This is a genomic window from Microcoleus sp. FACHB-831, from assembly GCF_014695585.1.
GTDB lineage: Bacteria > Cyanobacteriota > Cyanobacteriia > Cyanobacteriales > FACHB-T130 > FACHB-831.
The window spans coordinates 19,208-37,510 of record NZ_JACJON010000060.1 but is presented as its reverse complement, the minus strand read 5'-3'; the positions used below and the strand labels follow the sequence as shown (position 1 = coordinate 37,510).

At 45.9% G+C, this 18,303-nt stretch carries 15 protein-coding genes; 5 read left to right on the top strand and 10 right to left on the bottom strand.

Features of this window, described 5'->3' with window-relative positions:
* Nucleotides 1-78 precede the first annotated feature (78 nt).
* Entirely contained in the window at nucleotides 79-432 is a 354-nt protein-coding gene (gene rbp, locus H6F77_RS16575) for an RNA-binding regulator (RefSeq protein WP_190489656.1), read from the bottom strand.
* Nucleotides 433-683: 251 nt separating this feature from the next.
* Between rbp and H6F77_RS16570 the strand changes: the two genes are divergently transcribed.
* The 3 genes from H6F77_RS16570 to H6F77_RS16560 are packed head-to-tail and all read left to right on the top strand — an operon-like array spanning nucleotide 684 to nucleotide 3,222.
* Nucleotides 684-1,301 (top strand): class I SAM-dependent methyltransferase, encoded by a 618-nt coding sequence (locus H6F77_RS16570; protein ID WP_190489655.1) that lies wholly within the window; start codon nucleotides 684-686, stop codon nucleotides 1,299-1,301.
* 52 nt (nucleotides 1,302-1,353) lie between these two features.
* Nucleotides 1,354-1,740, top strand: a complete 387-nt coding sequence (locus tag H6F77_RS16565; RefSeq protein ID WP_190489654.1) for a RidA family protein — start codon at nucleotides 1,354-1,356, stop codon at nucleotides 1,738-1,740.
* A 45-nt stretch (nucleotides 1,741-1,785) separates the two neighbouring features.
* Entirely contained in the window at nucleotides 1,786-3,222 is a 1,437-nt protein-coding gene (locus tag H6F77_RS16560; protein ID WP_190489653.1) for a bifunctional orotidine-5'-phosphate decarboxylase/orotate phosphoribosyltransferase, read from the top strand.
* 301 nt (nucleotides 3,223-3,523) lie between these two features.
* Here H6F77_RS16560 and H6F77_RS16555 read toward each other — a convergent pair whose 3' ends face one another.
* Nucleotides 3,524-3,907 (bottom strand): hypothetical protein, encoded by a 384-nt coding sequence (locus H6F77_RS16555; RefSeq protein WP_190489652.1) that lies wholly within the window; start codon nucleotides 3,905-3,907, stop codon nucleotides 3,524-3,526.
* Between the two features lie 270 nt (nucleotides 3,908-4,177).
* On the opposite strand from H6F77_RS16555, the gene H6F77_RS28465 reads away from it, so the two are divergent.
* Entirely contained in the window at nucleotides 4,178-4,303 is a 126-nt protein-coding gene (locus H6F77_RS28465) for a hypothetical protein (protein WP_255515775.1), read from the top strand.
* Nucleotides 4,304-4,394: 91 nt separating this feature from the next.
* Here the strand turns inward: H6F77_RS28465 and H6F77_RS16550 are convergent, their stop codons facing one another.
* The gene (locus H6F77_RS16550) at nucleotides 4,395-5,861 is read right to left on the bottom strand and encodes a DHA2 family efflux MFS transporter permease subunit (protein WP_242022210.1); all 1,467 of its coding nucleotides are present in this window, start codon (nucleotides 5,859-5,861) and stop codon (nucleotides 4,395-4,397) included.
* 564 nt (nucleotides 5,862-6,425) lie between these two features.
* Here H6F77_RS16550 and H6F77_RS27955 point away from each other — a divergent pair.
* A complete protein-coding gene (locus H6F77_RS27955) occupies nucleotides 6,426-8,858 on the top strand; it encodes a sensor histidine kinase (RefSeq protein ID WP_190489651.1) in 2,433 nt (810 codons plus the stop codon).
* 225 nt (nucleotides 8,859-9,083) lie between these two features.
* On the opposite strand, the gene H6F77_RS16540 is transcribed toward H6F77_RS27955, so the two are convergent.
* The 7 genes from H6F77_RS16540 to H6F77_RS16510 all read right to left on the bottom strand — a co-directional run bounded on the left by H6F77_RS16540 (nucleotide 9,084) and on the right by H6F77_RS16510 (nucleotide 18,264).
* On the bottom strand, nucleotides 9,084-11,561 hold the full coding sequence (locus tag H6F77_RS16540) for an ATP-dependent Clp protease ATP-binding subunit (RefSeq protein ID WP_190489650.1): 2,478 nt from the start codon (nucleotides 11,559-11,561) through the stop codon (nucleotides 9,084-9,086).
* A 163-nt stretch (nucleotides 11,562-11,724) separates the two neighbouring features.
* A complete protein-coding gene (locus H6F77_RS16535; protein ID WP_190489649.1) occupies nucleotides 11,725-12,333 on the bottom strand; it encodes a response regulator transcription factor in 609 nt (202 codons plus the stop codon).
* A gap of 51 nt (nucleotides 12,334-12,384) precedes the next feature.
* Nucleotides 12,385-13,386, bottom strand: coding sequence for a S1C family serine protease (locus H6F77_RS16530; protein WP_190489648.1), 1,002 nt, complete (start codon nucleotides 13,384-13,386; stop codon nucleotides 12,385-12,387).
* Nucleotides 13,387-13,665: 279 nt separating this feature from the next.
* A complete protein-coding gene (locus tag H6F77_RS16525) occupies nucleotides 13,666-15,006 on the bottom strand; it encodes a TldD/PmbA family protein (protein WP_190489647.1) in 1,341 nt (446 codons plus the stop codon).
* Between the two features lie 75 nt (nucleotides 15,007-15,081).
* A complete protein-coding gene (locus H6F77_RS16520; RefSeq protein ID WP_190489646.1) occupies nucleotides 15,082-16,554 on the bottom strand; it encodes a TldD/PmbA family protein in 1,473 nt (490 codons plus the stop codon).
* A gap of 264 nt (nucleotides 16,555-16,818) precedes the next feature.
* Nucleotides 16,819-17,208 carry a nuclear transport factor 2 family protein gene (locus tag H6F77_RS16515; protein WP_190489645.1) on the bottom strand — a complete coding sequence of 130 codons (390 nt, stop codon included), beginning with the start codon at nucleotides 17,206-17,208 and terminating at the stop codon, nucleotides 16,819-16,821.
* Nucleotides 17,209-17,244: 36 nt separating this feature from the next.
* A complete protein-coding gene (locus tag H6F77_RS16510) occupies nucleotides 17,245-18,264 on the bottom strand; it encodes an aldo/keto reductase (protein WP_190489644.1) in 1,020 nt (339 codons plus the stop codon).
* Nucleotides 18,265-18,303 lie beyond the last annotated feature (39 nt).

Below are 18,303 nucleotides of genomic sequence, written 5' to 3'. Positions count from 1 at the left end.
AGCAAAAAAATCCCAAAAAAAAGTAGGGGCGACGCATGCGTCGCCCCTACTCTAGGCTTCAGGCTTAAATCTCAAAACTTAGTAGCGTCCGCCGCCACCACCACGAGATTCGCGGCGTCCACCGCCGCCGCCACCACCGCCACCGCCCCAACCACCGCCGCCGCCGCCGCCACCAGACGGCTTTCTGTCTTCGCGTGGCTTGGCTTTGTTCACTTTCAGGTCGCGGCCCATCCATTCAGCCCCATCAAGAGCTTCAATGGCAGCAGTTTCTTCAGCGTCGCTTGACATTTCTACAAAACCAAAGCCCCGCATACGACCAGTTTCGCGGTCTGTGGGAAGTTGCACCCGCTTGACAGTGCCATATTCAGCAAAGATATGGGTGAGATCGTCTTGGGTGACTTGGTAGGATAAGTTGCCTACATAAATTGACATGGAATATCTCCAAAGGAGCAGATGGTGTAGAGACTTGAGTTCGGAGAGATGCCTGTCAATGTAACAAACACAAAGTAGGTCGCCGAATTTAATTCTCGTTGCCTATTTTAGCGCATTTAGCGCAAGGCGCATTTTTTCTTAACTTTTGGTTATATTTGCGGCTTGGTGTTGCGGGCAAGGGCGATCGCGTGAGGAAAGCAGTCACACTAAAAGTATGTCTCAATTACCTCTAAAGCTCTATAGCTAATAATATGACTAACGATGCTCTGGATCAAAAAGAGCAATTTTTTGACCGTTGGGCACCGAACTACGATTTCCTCTTCTTATCGGTGTTTTACCAAGCAGTCCACAAACGGTTGCTCGAATACGTCGATTTGCCTCAAACAGCCAACATACTCGATCTCGGTTGCGGTACCGGACGACTGCTCAATCGCCTTGTAACGCACTTCCCGCACCTGCGCGGCACTGGGTTAGACTTATCTGCCTCAATGCTGCGGATTGCACGTCGCCAAAAATGCCCTGGCTCTCGTCTTATCTTCGTCCAGGGTAATGCCGAATCCCTTCCTTTCGCAGATGGACAGTTTGATGCAGTCTTCAACACTCTAAGTTTTCTGCACTACCCCAAACCGAAACAAGTATTTTCTGAAGTCAGCCGAATTTTGCATCCTGGCGGGCATTTCTACTTAGTCGATCCTACTTTCAGAAAACAAACAGCAACTGATGTTGTACCCGTCACCCCTGGAGGAATTAGACTTTACAGCAGGGAAATACGCGAAAAACTAGGTTTGCAAGTTGGACTGAGTTGTAACAATCATCACTATCTTCTCGGTTCGGTGTTGCTAACTATTTTTACAAAATCAGCGAACTAAAAGAGACAGGCTATAACTGTGCGACGATATTGACAGCTAGAGGGAGGCTACCATGCAACGTCGTCGGACATTTTCGGGAGCTGTCTGGGAGTCTAAGGTAGGCTATTGTCGAGCTTTGAGAGCGGGAAACTTTATCTATGTATCGGGTACTGCACCTGTTGACGAACAAGGTGGAGTTTTTGAACCTGGTGATGCCTACGCCCAAACTAAGCGCTGTTTTGAAATTATCCAAAAAGCTTTGCAGGATTTGGGTGCAGACTATGCAGATGTTGTGCGTACTCGCTTATACGTGACTGACATCAGCCGTTGGGCAGAATTTGCTCAGGCTCATCAAGAATGCTTTGGCGAAAATCCCCCTACCACCACAATGGTAGAAGTTAAAGCTTTAGTCGATCCAGCGATGCTAGTTGAAGTTGAGGTTGACGCTATCTGCAACTAGCCACAATGATATAAATCCGAGGCTAATTACCCATTACTCATAAATATGAACTTTTTTGATAAATTGCATGGAGCGATCGCTCGTAATCAAAGCTTACTGTTTGTAGGGCTAGATCCAAATCCAGAGATGATGCCCGCACGCTATGGCTCTAAAGATACAATCGATGGTTTGTGGGATTGGCTGCAATTCATTATTATTGAAACTGCCGATAAGGTTTGCGCCTATAAACCCACTTTAGGGTTTTACCTCGCCTTGGGCGTTCCAGGAATAGAACTGTTGCAGCAAACACTCGCAGCTATCCCCGATCGCATTCCAGTTATTTTAGATGCTAAACACGGCGACATAAATACCAGCACAACTTTTGCCAGAACCGTTTTTGAAGACTGGAAAGTTGATGCAATTACTCTAAGTCCTTATTCAGGACAAGATCATATAGCACCTTTTTTGGTGTATCACCGTAAAGCAGTTTTTGTACTTTGTTCTACTGCTAATCAAGCAGCAGTAGCAGTGCAACAGTATCCCACACCTGAAAACCCGCTTTATTTGCAAATAGTTAACGAAGCAAAAAGCTGGGGAACTCCAGAACAAGTGGGTTTAGAAGTGGGAACCACAAAGCCTGATATTTTAGCAAAAGTTAGAGCGATCGCTCCCGAACGAGTTATCCTAACTCGTAGTATCTGGGCACAAGGCAGCAATATTACCGACATCCTAACAGCAGGTTTGGATGCCTACGGTGAGGGACTGATGCTCCCCGTTCCTCTGGATATGTTAGTTAGCGAAAATCCAGGAGAACAAATCCAGACTTTGCAAAAAGAAATTAATCAAGCAAGAACTGAGCTTGTCCGTGAAGGTGCTACCTGCGAGTTGTGGGTGCCTGATATCTGCTTGTTGAACAAGCACCCTTATTTAGATTTGATTTTACAGCTTTATGACCTCGGCTGCATCATGTTTGGCAACTTTGTACAAGCATCAGGAGCCACTTTCCCCTACTACATAGATCTCCGCAAAATCATCTCTAACCCAAGAGTATTCAATCAGATTCTAGCTGCTTATGCAGATATTTTGAAAGACTTGGAATTTGATAGAATAGCGGGCATTCCATACGGTTCTTTGCCTACAGCGACTGGGTTATCGTTGCGACTGAATCGCCCGATGATTTTTCCCAGAAAAGAAGTGAAAGCGCATGGAACGCGGCGGGTGATTGAGGGTAACTTCAATGCTGGCGAAACTGTTGTCATCGTGGATGACATTCTCATTAGCGGTAAGAGTGCGATGGAAGGTGCAGAAAAATTGAAATCTGCTGGACTAAAGGTAGAGGATATTGTAGTGTTTATAGATCATGAAGAAGGAGTTAAAGACAGGTTACTAGACAATGGTTATCGCGGTCATTCAGTTTTAGGAATATCTGAAATTACAGAAACTCTGTATGAAGCAGGACGAATTAATGAGGAGCAGTTTAAGGCTTTTGCAGAGCCACATTGACAGGCTATATAGCTAAGATTAGGCTCTAAGACAAGATTTAGGTAATTATTAGTAATGTGCAGAGTAGCTTGCTAGCGCCTTTGGATGCAAAAAATCCGCGATCGCGTGAGTGTAAATATTCCAGCAAGCAAAGAATTACAAGTCGGTAGCCCCCGCGATCGCGCAATACAGATATTATCAATTTTCTGAACTTGGAGCCTATATTATTAAGGCGCAGTTATTTAGTTTAATACGATGAAGTTGCCATACGAAAAAGATATCTTTCTCGTATGGCAACTATATTTTAATTATTTAAAATATTTTACCGTTCGTTCAAGGTTTTTTCAGAAATAGGGCGAACCCAAAAACCAGTTGATTTTCTTAAATATGCAGCTAATCGCTGTTGTGCTAAATTATCGCTTGGGTATTTATCTAAATGCTTAAAAAGCTGGTCAAAAATTTTTTTGTTTGGTGAGTAACGATAATGAGGTTGATTTTTCATTATCTTTTCATCTAATTCTTTTAAACCTTCAATGAATTGCTGATGCTTTGCCTCAGCTTCTGGTTGTTTATATAGAATTTCAAGACTTGACAATAACTGTTGCTTTTCAAATTTTCGTACTTCTCTGTTTCCGCTTGCAGACGCTAAGGCACAAGAGATACCGCCTACAAAAAGGGTTACTGTAAATACAAAAGCAATTCCCATAAATATTACATTCCCTTTTTTATTTAAATCTACTTTCTAATAATTTTATTTAGATTACCAACCTTTGGGAATCGGTGTAACCCCTTAACTACTATATGTTGTAACTGTAAACCTCAGTAGTTACACGGGTAAGGAAGAAAAAAAATACCTGTTGATAAGTAATTAATAAAAACTTTACAAAGGCTTTGTAAAGGGTTTACAAAACTCGACTTTGGCGAACAAGATTACAAAGTATCACTAAATAAACACTTAAATAAATGCTTTTAGATATTGCCACTGAAGTTGGAATCTGGTTGCACGCCCTTAAAAATAAGCGCGATCGCCCGTAGGGATATTTTCCTTAGTGGCAAAAAAGCCGCGAAGGTAGCGATCGCGCTCAAGTTTGTGAAGATTTAGTGAAATTACTGGTTATAGTTTGATTGTCATCTCTAGATAAAGAGTTTAGCTGCCGCGATCGCCTGCCAACACATAACCACAACTGCGATCGCTACCTAGAAAGGTGGCGCTGTCTGCTCTCTATCCTCCAGACAAACGCAGTCAGCACAGCAGCCGCACACAGGATCAGCGCCGAAGCGCGAAAAGCGCCCTGCGTCCCATAAACCAACGCCTCAACGGGTGCAGCCGTAACATCGATGTTAGGTGCAAGATTAGCTCTAGTCAGTGTCAACGTCGCAAACAAAGCAGCCAGCAGCGGCAAACCCGCCGTCTGTCCCAACGTGCGCGACAAAGACAGCAAACCCGAAGCAATACCCAGTCTCTCTCTTGGCACTCCTCCCATAATGGCGCTGTTGTTGGGCGACTGGAACATCCCCAGCCCAATTCCAAAAGGCGCAACCCGCAAAATATAACCTAGATCGGTCATCTGGGCATCCAAGGTACTCAGCAAAAAGCACCCAGTTACCATCAACATCAGCCCGATTAAGCTGATGATACGCGGGCCAAAACGGTCGGACAAAGTGCCGGAGATGGGTGCAATAATTCCACCCAAAACAGGCGACACTGCCAGCAGCAAACCTACTTGCTGCGTCGGGTAGTGCTTAACCAACTCTAGGAAGAATGGCAGGATAAAAATTACTCCTGCAATCACAATAAACACCAACAATCCCATCAACAAGCTGAGGCTAAATTGAAGGTTGCGAAAAATCCGCAGGTCAAGTGTGGGCTGTTCTAAGCGGGCTTCTAGTGCTAAAAAAGCTACCAAGGTAATCGCAGTAAAGCCAAGCAGAGTTAGCGTTATTCCACTGCTGAATCCGTGCGTCTGCCCGTAGGTCATGCCAAGCGCGAAAAAAACCAACGTCACAGTTATTAGCAGCGACCCAAGCAAATCAAAGCGTTGTTTGACATTGCTCCTCGCAGATGAAGGTATGACACGGACAATGATGAAACTTGCGATTATACCAAGCGGCACATTAACTAAGAAGATAGTGCGCCAGCCTGATATTCCAATTATTAACCCACCCAATGACGGCCCCAAGGCGATTCCCAGCGAAACGATCGCGCCGATAATTCCTAATGCTCGTCCGCGTTCGGAGTCGGGGAAGACTTCAGTGATAATCGCGGCTCCCAGTGCGGAAATAAATACTGCGCCTAGTCCTTGGAGTGCGCGAAAGCCAATCAGCCAGCCAACAGAGGGTGCAAGTCCGCACAGGAGGGAAGCGATTGTAAATAATATTAAGCCGCCAAGGTATAACCGCTTTTTGCCTAACATATCGCCCAATCTCGCCACACCAAGAACTAAGGCGGTGACAACGAGCAGATAGCTCAATACAACCCATTGGATCGCTGCGAAGGTGGTGTTGAGGGTTTGCACCAAGGTGGGAAGGGCGATGTTGACGATGCTGGTATCGACGGTAAACATTAGTACGCCCAGCCCGATACCCAGCATGGCCAACCATTTGCTGTTTGGCGATCGCGAGGGTTTTGGAGCATTAGATGGCGTTGTGTTGCTTGTCATAGCTGATCTGTAAATTGGCTGATTAAATGCTCAAAAAAGGCGATCGCGCAACTTATACCGCTATACGCGGCTGTTCCATTTCATGAATCCCCAAGACAGGAGCGCATCAACTCCAGCTTTTTCTACGGCTAGCGTATAGATTCCTGAAACCGAACGATCATCCAAAATAGGCGATTGCGTCCTTTGAAATCAACCATCAAAAGCTGCACTTGAACTATTGGTAATTATGCGATCGCTGTTCTCGCCCCATCTCCTCGCATATATCTTTTCTCAGAACAATTCACAATTTGTAATAAATAGATGTAGTTTTAAATACATTTTATTTAACTTAATATATAGACCAAGATAAATATTAATAGAGTGTGTATAGAATATTACTATTTCTTAGCAGTCTTTCAAAAGATGACTCAGATCACAACAACTATAAGGATGATGAATTAGAAAATATGTGAGAACAACTCACGCAACTACATCAGCCCTTAAAAAACTTTGCTACAGCGTAATTAATAGCAACACATGATATTCACCGTGTCACCAAGTCTCTGCATAACAGGAGCATGATGAGTGCGTCTTATCACTAGGTTCTCACACCACTTTAGAGCCAAATTTAGTTTGCTCCGCAGCCTTAGAACCCGCTTGGGGCTAGCAATTGGGGGGATTGCGCTCGTACTTTCATTATTTGCAAGTTTAATTGTTGGACACACAGTAAGCGATCAGCTCAAAGTTAATGTAGGCGATGACCTGGCAGACGTGGCCTACCAAATGACCGATAAACTAGATCGGGGGATGTTCGAGCGCTACCGGGATATTCAAATTATCAGTACGCTTAACGCCATCCGCGATCCCAAATCATCGGTTTCCGAGCAGCGATCGCTCTTAGAAAAGCTGCAAAGCACTTATACCGACTATGCGTGGATAGGGTTTACCGATAACCAGGGCGTTGTCCGAGCCAGTACCGGGACATTGCTCGAAGGCAAAAGTGTCTCTCAACGTGAATGGTTCATCAAAGGGCAAAAAGCTCCCTATGTAGGCGATGTGCATGACGCGGTAAAACTGGCGAAGTTACTACCCAACACATCTGGCGAACCCCTGCGCTTTGTAGATGTAGCCGTCCCGGTGATGGATCTTGAAAACAAGCCACAAGGGGTACTAGGTGCCCATCTAAGCTGGAAATGGTCTAATGAAATTAAGGAATCGTTGTTGCGGCAGCGAACAGGTAGCTCTAAAACCGCATTTAATCTAATCCCTAACGAGGAGATGTTTATTCTCAGGGAAGATGGCGAGCAGTTGTTGGGGCCACCAGGGTTTAATGCTCAACCGCAAGCCTCTGCTTTGCCAGCAAAGTCTCTATCCCTCGCCAGTGTTAAAGCAGCTCAACGAGGGTTGAACAGCTATATGATTGAAACTTGGCCAGATGGTAACACCTATTTGACTGGCTTTGCCCGGAGTGCTGGCTATCGTAATTACCCTGGATTGGGGTGGTTGGTGCTAGTGCGGCAGAAAATAGATGTTGCTTTTGCTCCAGCTCAGCAGATCCAACAGCAGATATTAGCTGTAAACCTAACTTTGGGCGCGTTGTTTGCTGTCTTGGGATGGGTCGTTGCGGCTGAAATTACTAACCCCATGTTGGCGATCGCGGCGGCGGCTGAGAAAATTAGACTCGGTAACACAGGCGTTAAAATTCCGGTTTTGCAAGGCAAAGATGAAATCGCCAATCTCTCCAAGTCGCTCAACAGGCTAGTTCATACACTGATAGGGCAAGAACAAGAACTCAAAGCAAGTAACGAGCAATTGCAACTCGAACTCGTAGAACGCCAGCGTGCAGAAGAATCATTACGTCAAAGTGAAGAGAAATTTCGCCAACTTGCAGAACACATCCAAGAAGTTTTTTGGATTAGCGATCCTCAAGCCAACGAAATTCTCTATATCAGTCCTGCATATGAGCAAATATGGGGTAGCCCCTGCGAGAGCGTATACGCTAACCCGGAGTCTTGGTTAGATGCCGTACATCCAGAGGACCGGGAGTGCGCGAATGCAATTCAATTGGGCTTTAGTAAAGGTAGCCTGGAAAAAATCAATCCACAAATCTACAATATCGAGTATCGAATTATCCACCCTGATGGCTCGGTGCGCTGGATCTGGTCTCGCGCCTTTCCTGTAAAAAACGCGATGGGAGAAGTCTACCGCCAGGTTGGGGTTGCCCAAGATATCACCGAGCGCAAAGTTGCAGAAGAAACGCGCAAGGCGCTGGAACAAGAAAAACAACTCAGCGAACTTAAATCTCGGTTTATTGCGATCGCATCCCACGAGTTCAGGACTCCCCTAACTGCCATTTTGATGGTTACAGGGATGCTAGAAAAGTACAGCGAAAAACTATCTGAGGATAAAAAACATCAATATTTTTCTCAACTTAGATCTGCTATTAAACGTATAACTCACTTATTAGATGATATCCTCATACTCGGTAGAGCAGAAGCAGGCAAATTAGAATTTAATCCCGCACCCATGGATGTGGTAAATTTCTGCAAAGAAATAGTTGAAGATTTGCAATTTGCTGCGGGCGAGAAGTATCAGCTTAATTTTGTTGCTCAGTGCGTAGGCGCTGAATACCCTTCAGCAACTCATACTTGCTTAGATGAAAATTTACTGCGACACATCCTCACAAATTTACTCTCAAATGCTATTAAATATTCCCCCGAAGGCGGTAATGTTCAATTCGATTTAATTTGTGACTATAAAAGCGCGACGTTCCGCATTCAAGATCGAGGTATTGGTATTCCAGCAGCAGACAAAGCAAAGCTATTTACTTCCTTCTATAGGTGTAGCAATACAGGGAAAATTTCTGGAACCGGACTTGGGCTAAATATTGTGAAAGAAGCAGTTGAACTACACGGCGGTCAAATTACAGTAGAAAGCGAAGTTGGATTTGGTACTACGTTTATTGTCACGCTCCCGTTGCAATCTTACACTAAAGGATTAAGTGAAGGCAGGAACTAGCTAAAAGTTAGCTAGATGTAGACTATTAGAGCAAAATATTCCAAAACGCGATGCTCTATTAACGATAATTGTAGATTTGATTTAACGCTTACGATAACCAACAAATGCTTATAATAGTTTGGGTTTCGTTCTTCAACCCAAACTACACGGTATTTCCCATAAAAAAAACCTGGCAGAAATGCCAGGTTTTCAAATTGCTAAATCTTAGCTAAACAGTCCCGTAGCTTAGGCTACTGAAAGTATTAACTCTTCCTTTTCAGCTTTCGTTACTCGAACTTTACCCTCGTCATCGACATCAACAATGGCTGTGTCACCATCTTTGACTTGACCGGATAGCATTGCTTCAGCTAGGCTATCTTCCAAGAGTCGCATAATTGCTCGACGCAGCGATCGCGCTCCATAAGCAGGACTGTATCCCTCTTCGACTACGCGATCTTTAAATCTTTCCGTCACTTCTAGCTTAATTCCCTGTTCGGTTAAGCGATTGGCAATCTCGCGCACCATGATGTCGGAAATTTGCTTAACTTCATCCTTGTTTAACTGACGGAAGACGATGATATCGTCGAGGCGATTTAAGAACTCAGGACGGAAGAATTGCTTCAGATCTTCGTTCACCATTGTGCGAACGCGGTTGTACTGAGACTCCGCCAGATTGTCTGAGAATTCAAAACCCAGACCTGCGGCGCCTTTCTCAATAACCCTAGAACCGATGTTCGATGTCATGATCAACAACGTGTTCTTGAAGTCTACTGTACGACCTTGGGCATCAGTCAGACGACCGTCATCCAAGAGTTGCAGCATCATATTAAAGACATCGGGGTGTGCTTTTTCGATTTCGTCGAACAGCACGACGGTATAAGGCTTGCGACGCACCGCTTCTGTTAGTTGCCCGCCTTCGTCATAACCAACGTAACCCGGAGGCGAACCAATCAGCTTGGAGACGGTGTGGCGTTCCATGAATTCCGACATATCTAGCCGAATCATGGCTTCTTCAGAACCGAAGTAGTAAGCAGCTAATGCTTTAGCTAATTCAGTCTTGCCAACTCCAGTCGGGCCGGAGAAGATAAAGCTAGCAATCGGGCGATTGGGGTTCTTTAAGCCGACTCGTGCGCGTCGGAGAGCCTTGGAGACTGCTGTTACGGCTTCTTCTTGACCGATGAGACGCTGGTGCAGAGTATCTTCCATGTGCAACAGCAGTTCGGATTCAGATTCAGTAAGTTTAGTGACAGCTACTCCAGTCCAAGATGCAACGATTTGAGCGATGTCTTCTTCGTCAACAATTGGAGAGGTTGTGGCTACTTCGGGCTGATTTTTATTTTCAGCGATCGCTTTGAGTTCTTTTTCAATTTCTAACTCGCGATCGCGTAACTTGCCTGCATTGTCAAAGTCTTGATCCTTGACAGCTTGCTCTTTATTTTTGATAACCCCACGCATTTCGCGCTTCAGTTCCCCAGCCGCAGAAGGCTGAGTATTCATCAAGCGGACGCGAGAACCAGCTTCATCAATTAGGTCAATTGCTTTATCTGGCAAATACCTATCTGAAATGTAGCGGTCTGACAGCGTAGCGGCTGCTTGTAGGGCATTATCAGAAATTGTGACTTTGTGGTGTTGCTCGTAGCGATCGCGCAAGCCAAACAAAATCTCAACTGTCTCGCTGACTGTCGGTTCGCCTACCATTATCGGTTGGAAGCGACGCTCTAAAGCTGCATCTTTCTCGATGTGCTGGCGGTATTCATCCAGGGTTGTCATTCCCATGCACTGCAATTCGCCTCTAGCCAATGCAGGCTTAAGCATATTAGCAGCATCCATGCTACCCCCGGTTGCTCCCGCACCAACTAAGGTGTGGACTTCATCAATTACCAGGATGATATTTCCGGCTTTACGAATTTCATCGACAATTGTCTTGAGGCGTTCTTCAAATTCACCCCGGAATTTAGTGCCTGCAATTAGCGAACCCATATCCAGGCTGATGACTTGCTTGTCTTCTAAGATATCGGGGACATCTTTGGTAACAATGCGCTGCGCTAAACCTTCAGCGATCGCAGTTTTACCAACTCCTGGCTCCCCAATCAAGACTGGGTTGTTCTTAGTGCGGCGACCTAAAATCTGGATGGTGCGTTCAATTTCTTTCTCGCGTCCCACAACTGGATCGAGCTTGCCTTCTGCTGCCATTTTGGTCAGATTAGTGCCAAACTCGTCTAACGTTGCTGTCTTAACTGCGGCACGCTTACTCCCACCAACCTTGTTGCTACCAGAGGAAACACCTACACCCTCTCCCAGCATCTCCATCACGGCGGTGCGGACATCATCCGGGCTAATTCCCAGGTTTTCCAGCACTTTTGCGGCGACGCCTTCGCCTTCCTGGATTAAGCCTAGCAGCAAGTGTTCCGGGCCAATGTACTTGTGCCCCATTTTACGAGCTTGTTCAAAGGCTTGCTCGAAAACTCTTTTGGCTTTAGGGGTGAAGGGAATTTCCGCCGGAACGAAGCCAGTACCCCGACCTATAATATTTTCTACCTCTTTTCTGGCATCTTTAAGAGTGACGCCCATTTCTGTCAGCACTTTTGCAGCCACTCCCGTGCCTTCTCCGATCAACCCCAAGAGAACCTGCTCGGTGCCCACGAAGTTGTGACCCAGGCGACGTGCTTCTTCCTGGGATAGCATTATTGCCTTTACTGCTTTGTCTGTTAAATGTTCAAACATATAGCGGCTTCTCTCACTGCTGCGCTTTTGGGCTTTTGGGTGAAACTACCATCACCCTGACGTAAACTTTTATTTCCTTGTTATTAATAATGTATCTCTCCTAAACTGATGCGGCGGTGGGCAGAGCCGTAAAATCTAAGGTGTGGTAGCCGCCTTGCCATTGTCACAGCAAAATTAAACCCAACCTCGCGCCTAGCAGAGCCGCCTCGGTGCGGCTAGATGCGTTTAGTTTCTGAAAGATGGAACTGACGTGGAACTTGACGGTATGCTCGGAGATGCTCAAGCGCCGCGCTATAGTTTTATTGCCCAGCCCTTCGGCAAGCATCCCCAGCACCTCAATTTCGCGTGCAGTTAGTGCCTGAGTTGGGGAACTAGGCAGCGTCCTTGAGGTAATGGGAGGCAGTAGAACATCAATGACATCGGGATGCAGCACTATTAGTCCGGCGGCAGCAGCTTCGACTGTTGCTAGAATTTCGTCTGGTGTGGCAGAGCGTGGCAATACTGCCCGTACTCCAGAACGCAACGCAGATTCGGCTAAATCGTTGTGCAAGTTGTCAGTTAAGATGACGATCGCTGGGGGTGGTGCAAGAGCGCTATAGAGCAGATCCGACAGATTTTCGTAGTCCTGGGCGCTATGCTGTAGCAACAGCACGTCAGGGGCATAATCTTCACCTTGACTGGTTATAACTGCAATATCGGGATGCGATCGCAGTATGCTCTCTAACCCGGCACGCACAATTAAGTCGGGACTGCTCACCGCTACGGAAATCATGCTGCCTCCGCGCCTTCATTGCCGCCTGGGAAACAAACACTGCAAGTCATCTTATCTCCCTCTGTGCCTGTGTCCGCGTCTCCCTCTGTGTCTACCTCCGCGTCTACCAGTATCCTCATCTTCATCTGTGCTGCTGGGACGTTCGCCTACTGCGATCGCTACTTCACGAATAGCACCACCGCGAATAATCTCCACTGATATTGTCGTGCCTATAGTTTCTGGGCCTAACATCCCCAGCACGTCACTCGTATCGCTGACCGGGATGCGATTCATTGCTACAAGTATGTCGCCCATAAGCAAACCAGCGCGATCCGCAGGGCCATTTTGCTCGATGGCGATCGCAATAACCGCACCATTATTAGATAAATTCAGGCTAGTTTTGAGAGAATCGGGCAACATCACTGGCTGCATCCCTACGCCAATGTATCCCCGTGCAATGCGTCCCTTTGAGAGCAATTGGTCAACGGTGCGGTTAACCGTAGAAGTAGGAATAGTCAAAACTATGTTGCGCGGGCCAGGTGTATTCATTCCTACAACGTTGCCATAAGTATCCACTAGGGGGCCACCAGGGAAACCGGGGTAAAGGGTCAAATCCAGGCGCACGAGTTGGTCAATTTGACCGCCGGACTGACTGCGCCACGCACCACCCAAAACGCTGACAACACCCATGCTAGCGCTGACGCCGCTTTCAGCAGAACGCCCTAGAGCGAGTACGATATTACCAACCTTAAGCGATGACGTATCGCCAATCCTTGCGGCGGGTAGATCCACATCTTGCAACGTGATGACGGCTACATCAGTACCGGGGTCGCGTCCTGCAAGTAGCGCGGAAACGGTGCGATTATCGGGAAGCGTGACAGCGAGATCCTCATCGTGCCTCAACATACTATCAGAGGTGACGATTACCCCAGGTCGCCAGATAATGCCGCTAGAGGAGAAACGCGATCGCCCATTTATTGCCACAACAGCCGAACCAGCTTGCTCTACAGCGTCGGCTAAATTATTAGACAGGGCGAGTAATGTACTATTACTCTCATTTGATGACGAAGACATTTAATTAGTCCACCAATTTACAACTAGGCGGGACGTAGCAATTTTGTATTTTTACAGCCCCCCTTGTTAAGGGGGGTTGGGGGGATCTCACCCCAATCCAAAATTGTCTTGTCCCGGATGTTTTAATCTTGTCGCGTTGTAGGGATGAGCGACATCGGTGGAATGGGTAGGAAGTTACCTAGAAAAATGGCTAGTTCTAACACAGACGCGATAAATCGGCGTCTCTAAAAGAAAATAGCCAAGGGTGATAACCCCTGGCTATTCGTGGAGAAATAGATATTACTCTCCAGTAATGGACAAGCCCTCAACCCATACTCTGGGACACACACCACCAGGAGTAAGTTCAGGCTCTTTCTCGACAAAGACAATCGACTTTAAGACTTCTAAAAAGTCTCCAGCCACCGTTGCCGATTCGATACTCGTCTTCTTTCCGTTCTCAATTATCCACCCATCAAATGGCAGAGAGAACGAGCCTTGCAACGCTTGTACGCCTGCATGGAGAGCCTGGAGGTCATCTATTAAAATGACATTTTCGGCATTATCAAGACTGTACTCTTTTTCAGCAGGAGTTGCTGAAAACACATGATAAAAGTGCGGACTGACAGTTACTTTAGCGCCAATATTCGCGTGTCCTGTCGGGTTTTGCCCCATTCTTTTAGCCGTTCCCGCACTGTGGATAAATCCGCTTAAAGAGCCATTTGTAATTAACTCAATTCGGCGGGTTGGAGTTCCTTCGCCATCAAATGTTTCTGCCCCAATATTACTGGAATGCAGCGCATCGTCGGCTACTGAAAGCAGGGGAGAAGCAATTTGCTTGCCTAAAGACTCAGGGGTTGAGAGACTTTGATTATCCAGAATATTCTGAGCATTGAACAGGTTGGAAAATGCACCAAGTAGGCTCAGGAACGCTTCTGCTGAAAACACAACTAGATATTTACCAGACTTGACTTTTTCATAGTTCAAGTGACTGATTGTTTTTTCTGCTGTCTCTTTCAAGCAACCATTAATATCTAGCTCATCGAGACTGCGGCTAATTCTAAAAGCTCCAGCGCTGCGGGGTTTTTTGCCTTCTTCCTCAGTTTTGCTGTAAAGATAGATTGAGGTGTAGGAACCGCCTTCAGTTCTCATGGCGCCGTCGCTGTTGAGGTAGAATTTGTCTAGATCTCGTTGAGATAGACCGTTATAAGGAACGCCCGCGATCGCTGGATGAGCGTCGAGCAATTCTTTCTCAACTTTTATCAAGCTTTCTATCAGCGTTGAAACAGGCGCAGGCGGTGTTTTTTCCTCAGATTTGCGTTCAATTGGCGCAGTAGCTTCCGGACTAAAATCAGGAACATTTTCTTTAACACCAAAAAAACTGGCTTCGTAAGCAGTTTTTAATGCTAATTCTAATCCCTTTGGATCTACATCTGTAGTGCTGGTGATGCCCATTGTAGAGTCTTCATTCCAGACACGAACAGTTACGCTAGAACGATTCGAGGCTTTGACTTGTTTAGGTTCGCCTCGATCTACTTGAACGCTGGTTTCATCTACAGATGCACCATAGATGTCGAACTTTTTGATGCCAAGCTGATTAGCACTCGTTTTGGCATAATTGGCAATCTCGTTGATATTAGGCATGAGCGATTTTGAATTTTAGATTTTAGATTTTTTCTCGTTCCCAGGCGGAGCTTGAGAACGAGAGATGGAAATTGTTTATCTTCCGCCGACGGTAATAGAATCGACTTTGATATGCGGCTGTCCTACTGTCACATAGACGCTACCGCTGACGGAGCCGCAGAAGCCTGCTGCAAGTCCCAAATCTTGCGAACACATGGAAATTTTGTTCATGATTTCTTTAGCTTCACCGATGAGCGTAGCTCCCTTCAACGGCTTTGTTAGTTTGCCATTTTCAATTAGATAAGCTTCGTCTACGGCAAAGTTAAATTGACCTGTAGCGCCTACGCTACCGCCGCCCATTTTCTTGCAGTAAATGCCTTTATCTACAGATGCGAATAAATCTTCATTGGAATAATCTCCGGTTCCAATGTAAGTATTTCGCATCCTAGAAGCAGCAGCAAAGGTATAGTTTTGACGGCGACCGCTACCAGTTCTGGGGTGTCCGGTTCGCAGGGAACCCGCTCTATCTGCTATGAAGTTTTTGAGGATGCCTTTCTCAATTAAGAGCGTTCTTTGGGCGGGCATTCCTTCATCGTCCATGTCGATTGTACCGAAGGCGCTGGTAGAACGTCCTTCATCCCATGCTGTTAGATTTTCGTGGGCAATTTTTTCGCCTTTTTTATCAGCAAAGGGAGTGGTATCGCGTTCGATTTGAGTGGTTTCTAGCAGGTGTCCGCAGGCTTCGTGGAATATTACCCCGCCGAAGTGATTCGCCATGATGATGGGGTAAGTGCCGGATTCTACATAATCAGCGTAGAGCATTTTACCAGCAGCGATCGCTACTTCTTCAGCTGACGATTCATAATCCCATCCTCTCAAAAATTCTGGGTTGCTAGTATCTCCATCGCGCTTACCAATGGATGAACGATTAGCACCATCAGCACACAACAAGTTATATCCAACAGACTGAGTAAGGCGAATATCGCGGGCAAAAGTGCCATCGCTGGATGCTACTAAAACTTCTTGCCAATCGCGGAAATAAACAGCGCGTCTCGATTGTGCGTGGCTTGCTTTTTGCTTCAAATTCCCATTAGCATCTAGCAAAACTTCTCCCATTTCTCGCATCGAGCTACATTCAGGAAGCCACGCTTCTTTGCCTTTGAGGATGGCGTAGTCTCGCAGCGGCTCTAAGTTGATTTCTGGGATATAAGAATTGGCAGCAGGGAGTTGCAATCCCAGAATTGAAAGACCTTTTTCTAAAGCGGATTTCAGTCCTGAAAATGTAAGATCGTTAGTGCTGACATAAGCATCAGCTTTACCTAAAAATACTCTTACACCAGCGCCTGTTGAAAGACGCGGTGAAATGCTGGTTATGGTGTCGTCTTCCGCCAGACAGCTAATATAATTGACACGTTCCAAGAAGAATTCAATGAAGCCAGCACCAGCGGCGCGTCCTAATCCCAGGAGGGTTGCCAGGGGTGCTTCCCAGCTTGCATCGAATCGCTCTGTTGTAGAGGTGTATTTTAGGGTGGGGAGTTCTTTCGAGAGGAGAAGGGTACTTGGATGCATGGAGAGCCTCATTTGCTGCCGTCTTTCGGCTGGTTGACTGACAAATCTTGCGCTTATTTAGTCTAACAAACAGCTAAAAGAGGCGACTGTGCTGTAATGGGTGTGGAAATCTCTCCACGCCACCTAATTACATTTTGGATTTTAGATTTTATATTTTGGATTATGCAAGCCTTGCCCGCAGGTAATTAAAAAATTCCAAGGTCGCCCGAATCAAATCAGCAGATAGGGCATAATATTCCTCGGCACTAGCTAAAGATAACTTTTTTACCTCATCACCGGGCTACCGTGATGATTGACTAAATACCACTTCCCAGCCATTCGCTCAAAGATATTCGTCGCCATCGATTGTCCCTTTACTCTTCTACCACCCATAACTTGAAAGACATTCTCTACCAGAACAACATAGGCGAGATTGTCCCTAACCTCGGTGGCGATAATATCTGTCTCAATTTCAATATAGTTTGTGTTTTTAAAAATCATTTCCCAAGAGGAGCGAATATCTTTCCACCCGCGCAGCACATCGCGTCCGGGATGAATGCAAAGGCTGCCTGTTCCTTGCGACCAAACGGCAGTCATGGCTTCGATATTCTTTTTCTCAAATGCTCTATAAAAAGCTTCGTTTGCTGCTAATAATTCACTACGTTCTTCACTCATATTAGTTTTAGTAGCACGGCAGTGCCCACGCTAATGTTATCGCCGATATTCATCGCCGCAGTCACCGATGATTTGATACAAATCCCGCGAGTTATCCACTACAGCATTAATTTGGTCATAATCTTCTGCGTCTAATACCAAATTAAACACTTTGGCATTGTCTTCAATATGCTCGGATACTCCTAGCCTAGCGCCCGCGATCGCGCCCCCAACTGCTGGTCGATCTAAAATATATCTTACGGCTACATTGGAAATACTCACCCCATGCTTTGAAGCAATCTGCTTTAGCGCATTTAGCAACTCTTGAAATAAGCTCCAACCTCCCCACGCATCCACCATATTCTTATATTTTCTCAAGCTAGCCGTCGCCAGTTCTCCCCCTCGTGGTTCCGGTTTTCCCAAATACTTTTCTGACAACAAACCGCCGCACAGCGTTCCATAAGCGAACAGTTTAATATCGTGTTCCTCGCAAAACTTCGCCATATTTACTAACGGACGGCGGTCAACTAGAGAAAACTGGACTTGATTGGATACTATCTTGATGCCACTGTCAACAATAATTTTTAAATGTTCAGTATCAAAGTTAGTCAAAGCTAGGTGTTTAATCTTCCCCTCAGCCTGAAGTTCCGACATATACTTGAGGGCATCCAGGTAATTTGTATCCTGATACTCCCACCAATGGAATTGCATTAAGTCGAGGCTTTCCACTCCCATTCTTTTCAGGGAAATATTAATATTATCCTCAACCAACCGACGAGTCATTTTATTCGGTCTTGGCACCCATTTGGTGAATGCTTGGAGGTTGGATAAAGCCTCTTCACCTCTCGTTGCAACAAGTTGTTTTCTGAACTCGCCAATAAAGTCTTCTGCTGGGCCATAATGGTCTGCAAGATCCCAAGTTGTAAAACCCGCATCCATGTATTTAAACATACTCTGGATAGCGGATTTTGCATCTATGCGTCCGTGAGCGCCAGACACCTGCCACATCCCATTTAATACGCGGCAAATGTTTAAATCGGGAGTAAATTGCAGTCGGCTGGATGCGGGTAAATTCATATTTAAGGTTCGTTATTAAATGGGTCGTTCGTTAATCGA

Coding starts and splice junctions, on each gene's coding strand:
- rbp (WP_190489656.1), bottom strand. CDS start 432: ATGTCAATTTATGTAGGCAACTTATCCTACCAAGTCACCCAAGACGAT.
- H6F77_RS16570 (WP_190489655.1), top strand. CDS start 684: ATGACTAACGATGCTCTGGATCAAAAAGAGCAATTTTTTGACCGTTGG.
- H6F77_RS16565 (WP_190489654.1), top strand. CDS start 1,354: ATGCAACGTCGTCGGACATTTTCGGGAGCTGTCTGGGAGTCTAAGGTA.
- H6F77_RS16560 (WP_190489653.1), top strand. CDS start 1,786: ATGAACTTTTTTGATAAATTGCATGGAGCGATCGCTCGTAATCAAAGC.
- H6F77_RS16555 (WP_190489652.1), bottom strand. CDS start 3,907: ATGGGAATTGCTTTTGTATTTACAGTAACCCTTTTTGTAGGCGGTATC.
- H6F77_RS16550 (WP_242022210.1), bottom strand. CDS start 5,861: ATGACAAGCAACACAACGCCATCTAATGCTCCAAAACCCTCGCGATCG.
- H6F77_RS16540 (WP_190489650.1), bottom strand. CDS start 11,561: ATGTTTGAACATTTAACAGACAAAGCAGTAAAGGCAATAATGCTATCC.
- H6F77_RS16535 (WP_190489649.1), bottom strand. CDS start 12,333: ATGATTTCCGTAGCGGTGAGCAGTCCCGACTTAATTGTGCGTGCCGGG.
- H6F77_RS16530 (WP_190489648.1), bottom strand. CDS start 13,386: ATGTCTTCGTCATCAAATGAGAGTAATAGTACATTACTCGCCCTGTCT.
- H6F77_RS16525 (WP_190489647.1), bottom strand. CDS start 15,006: ATGCCTAATATCAACGAGATTGCCAATTATGCCAAAACGAGTGCTAAT.
- H6F77_RS16520 (WP_190489646.1), bottom strand. CDS start 16,554: ATGCATCCAAGTACCCTTCTCCTCTCGAAAGAACTCCCCACCCTAAAA.
- H6F77_RS16515 (WP_190489645.1), bottom strand. CDS start 17,208: ATGAGTGAAGAACGTAGTGAATTATTAGCAGCAAACGAAGCTTTTTAT.
- H6F77_RS16510 (WP_190489644.1), bottom strand. CDS start 18,264: ATGAATTTACCCGCATCCAGCCGACTGCAATTTACTCCCGATTTAAAC.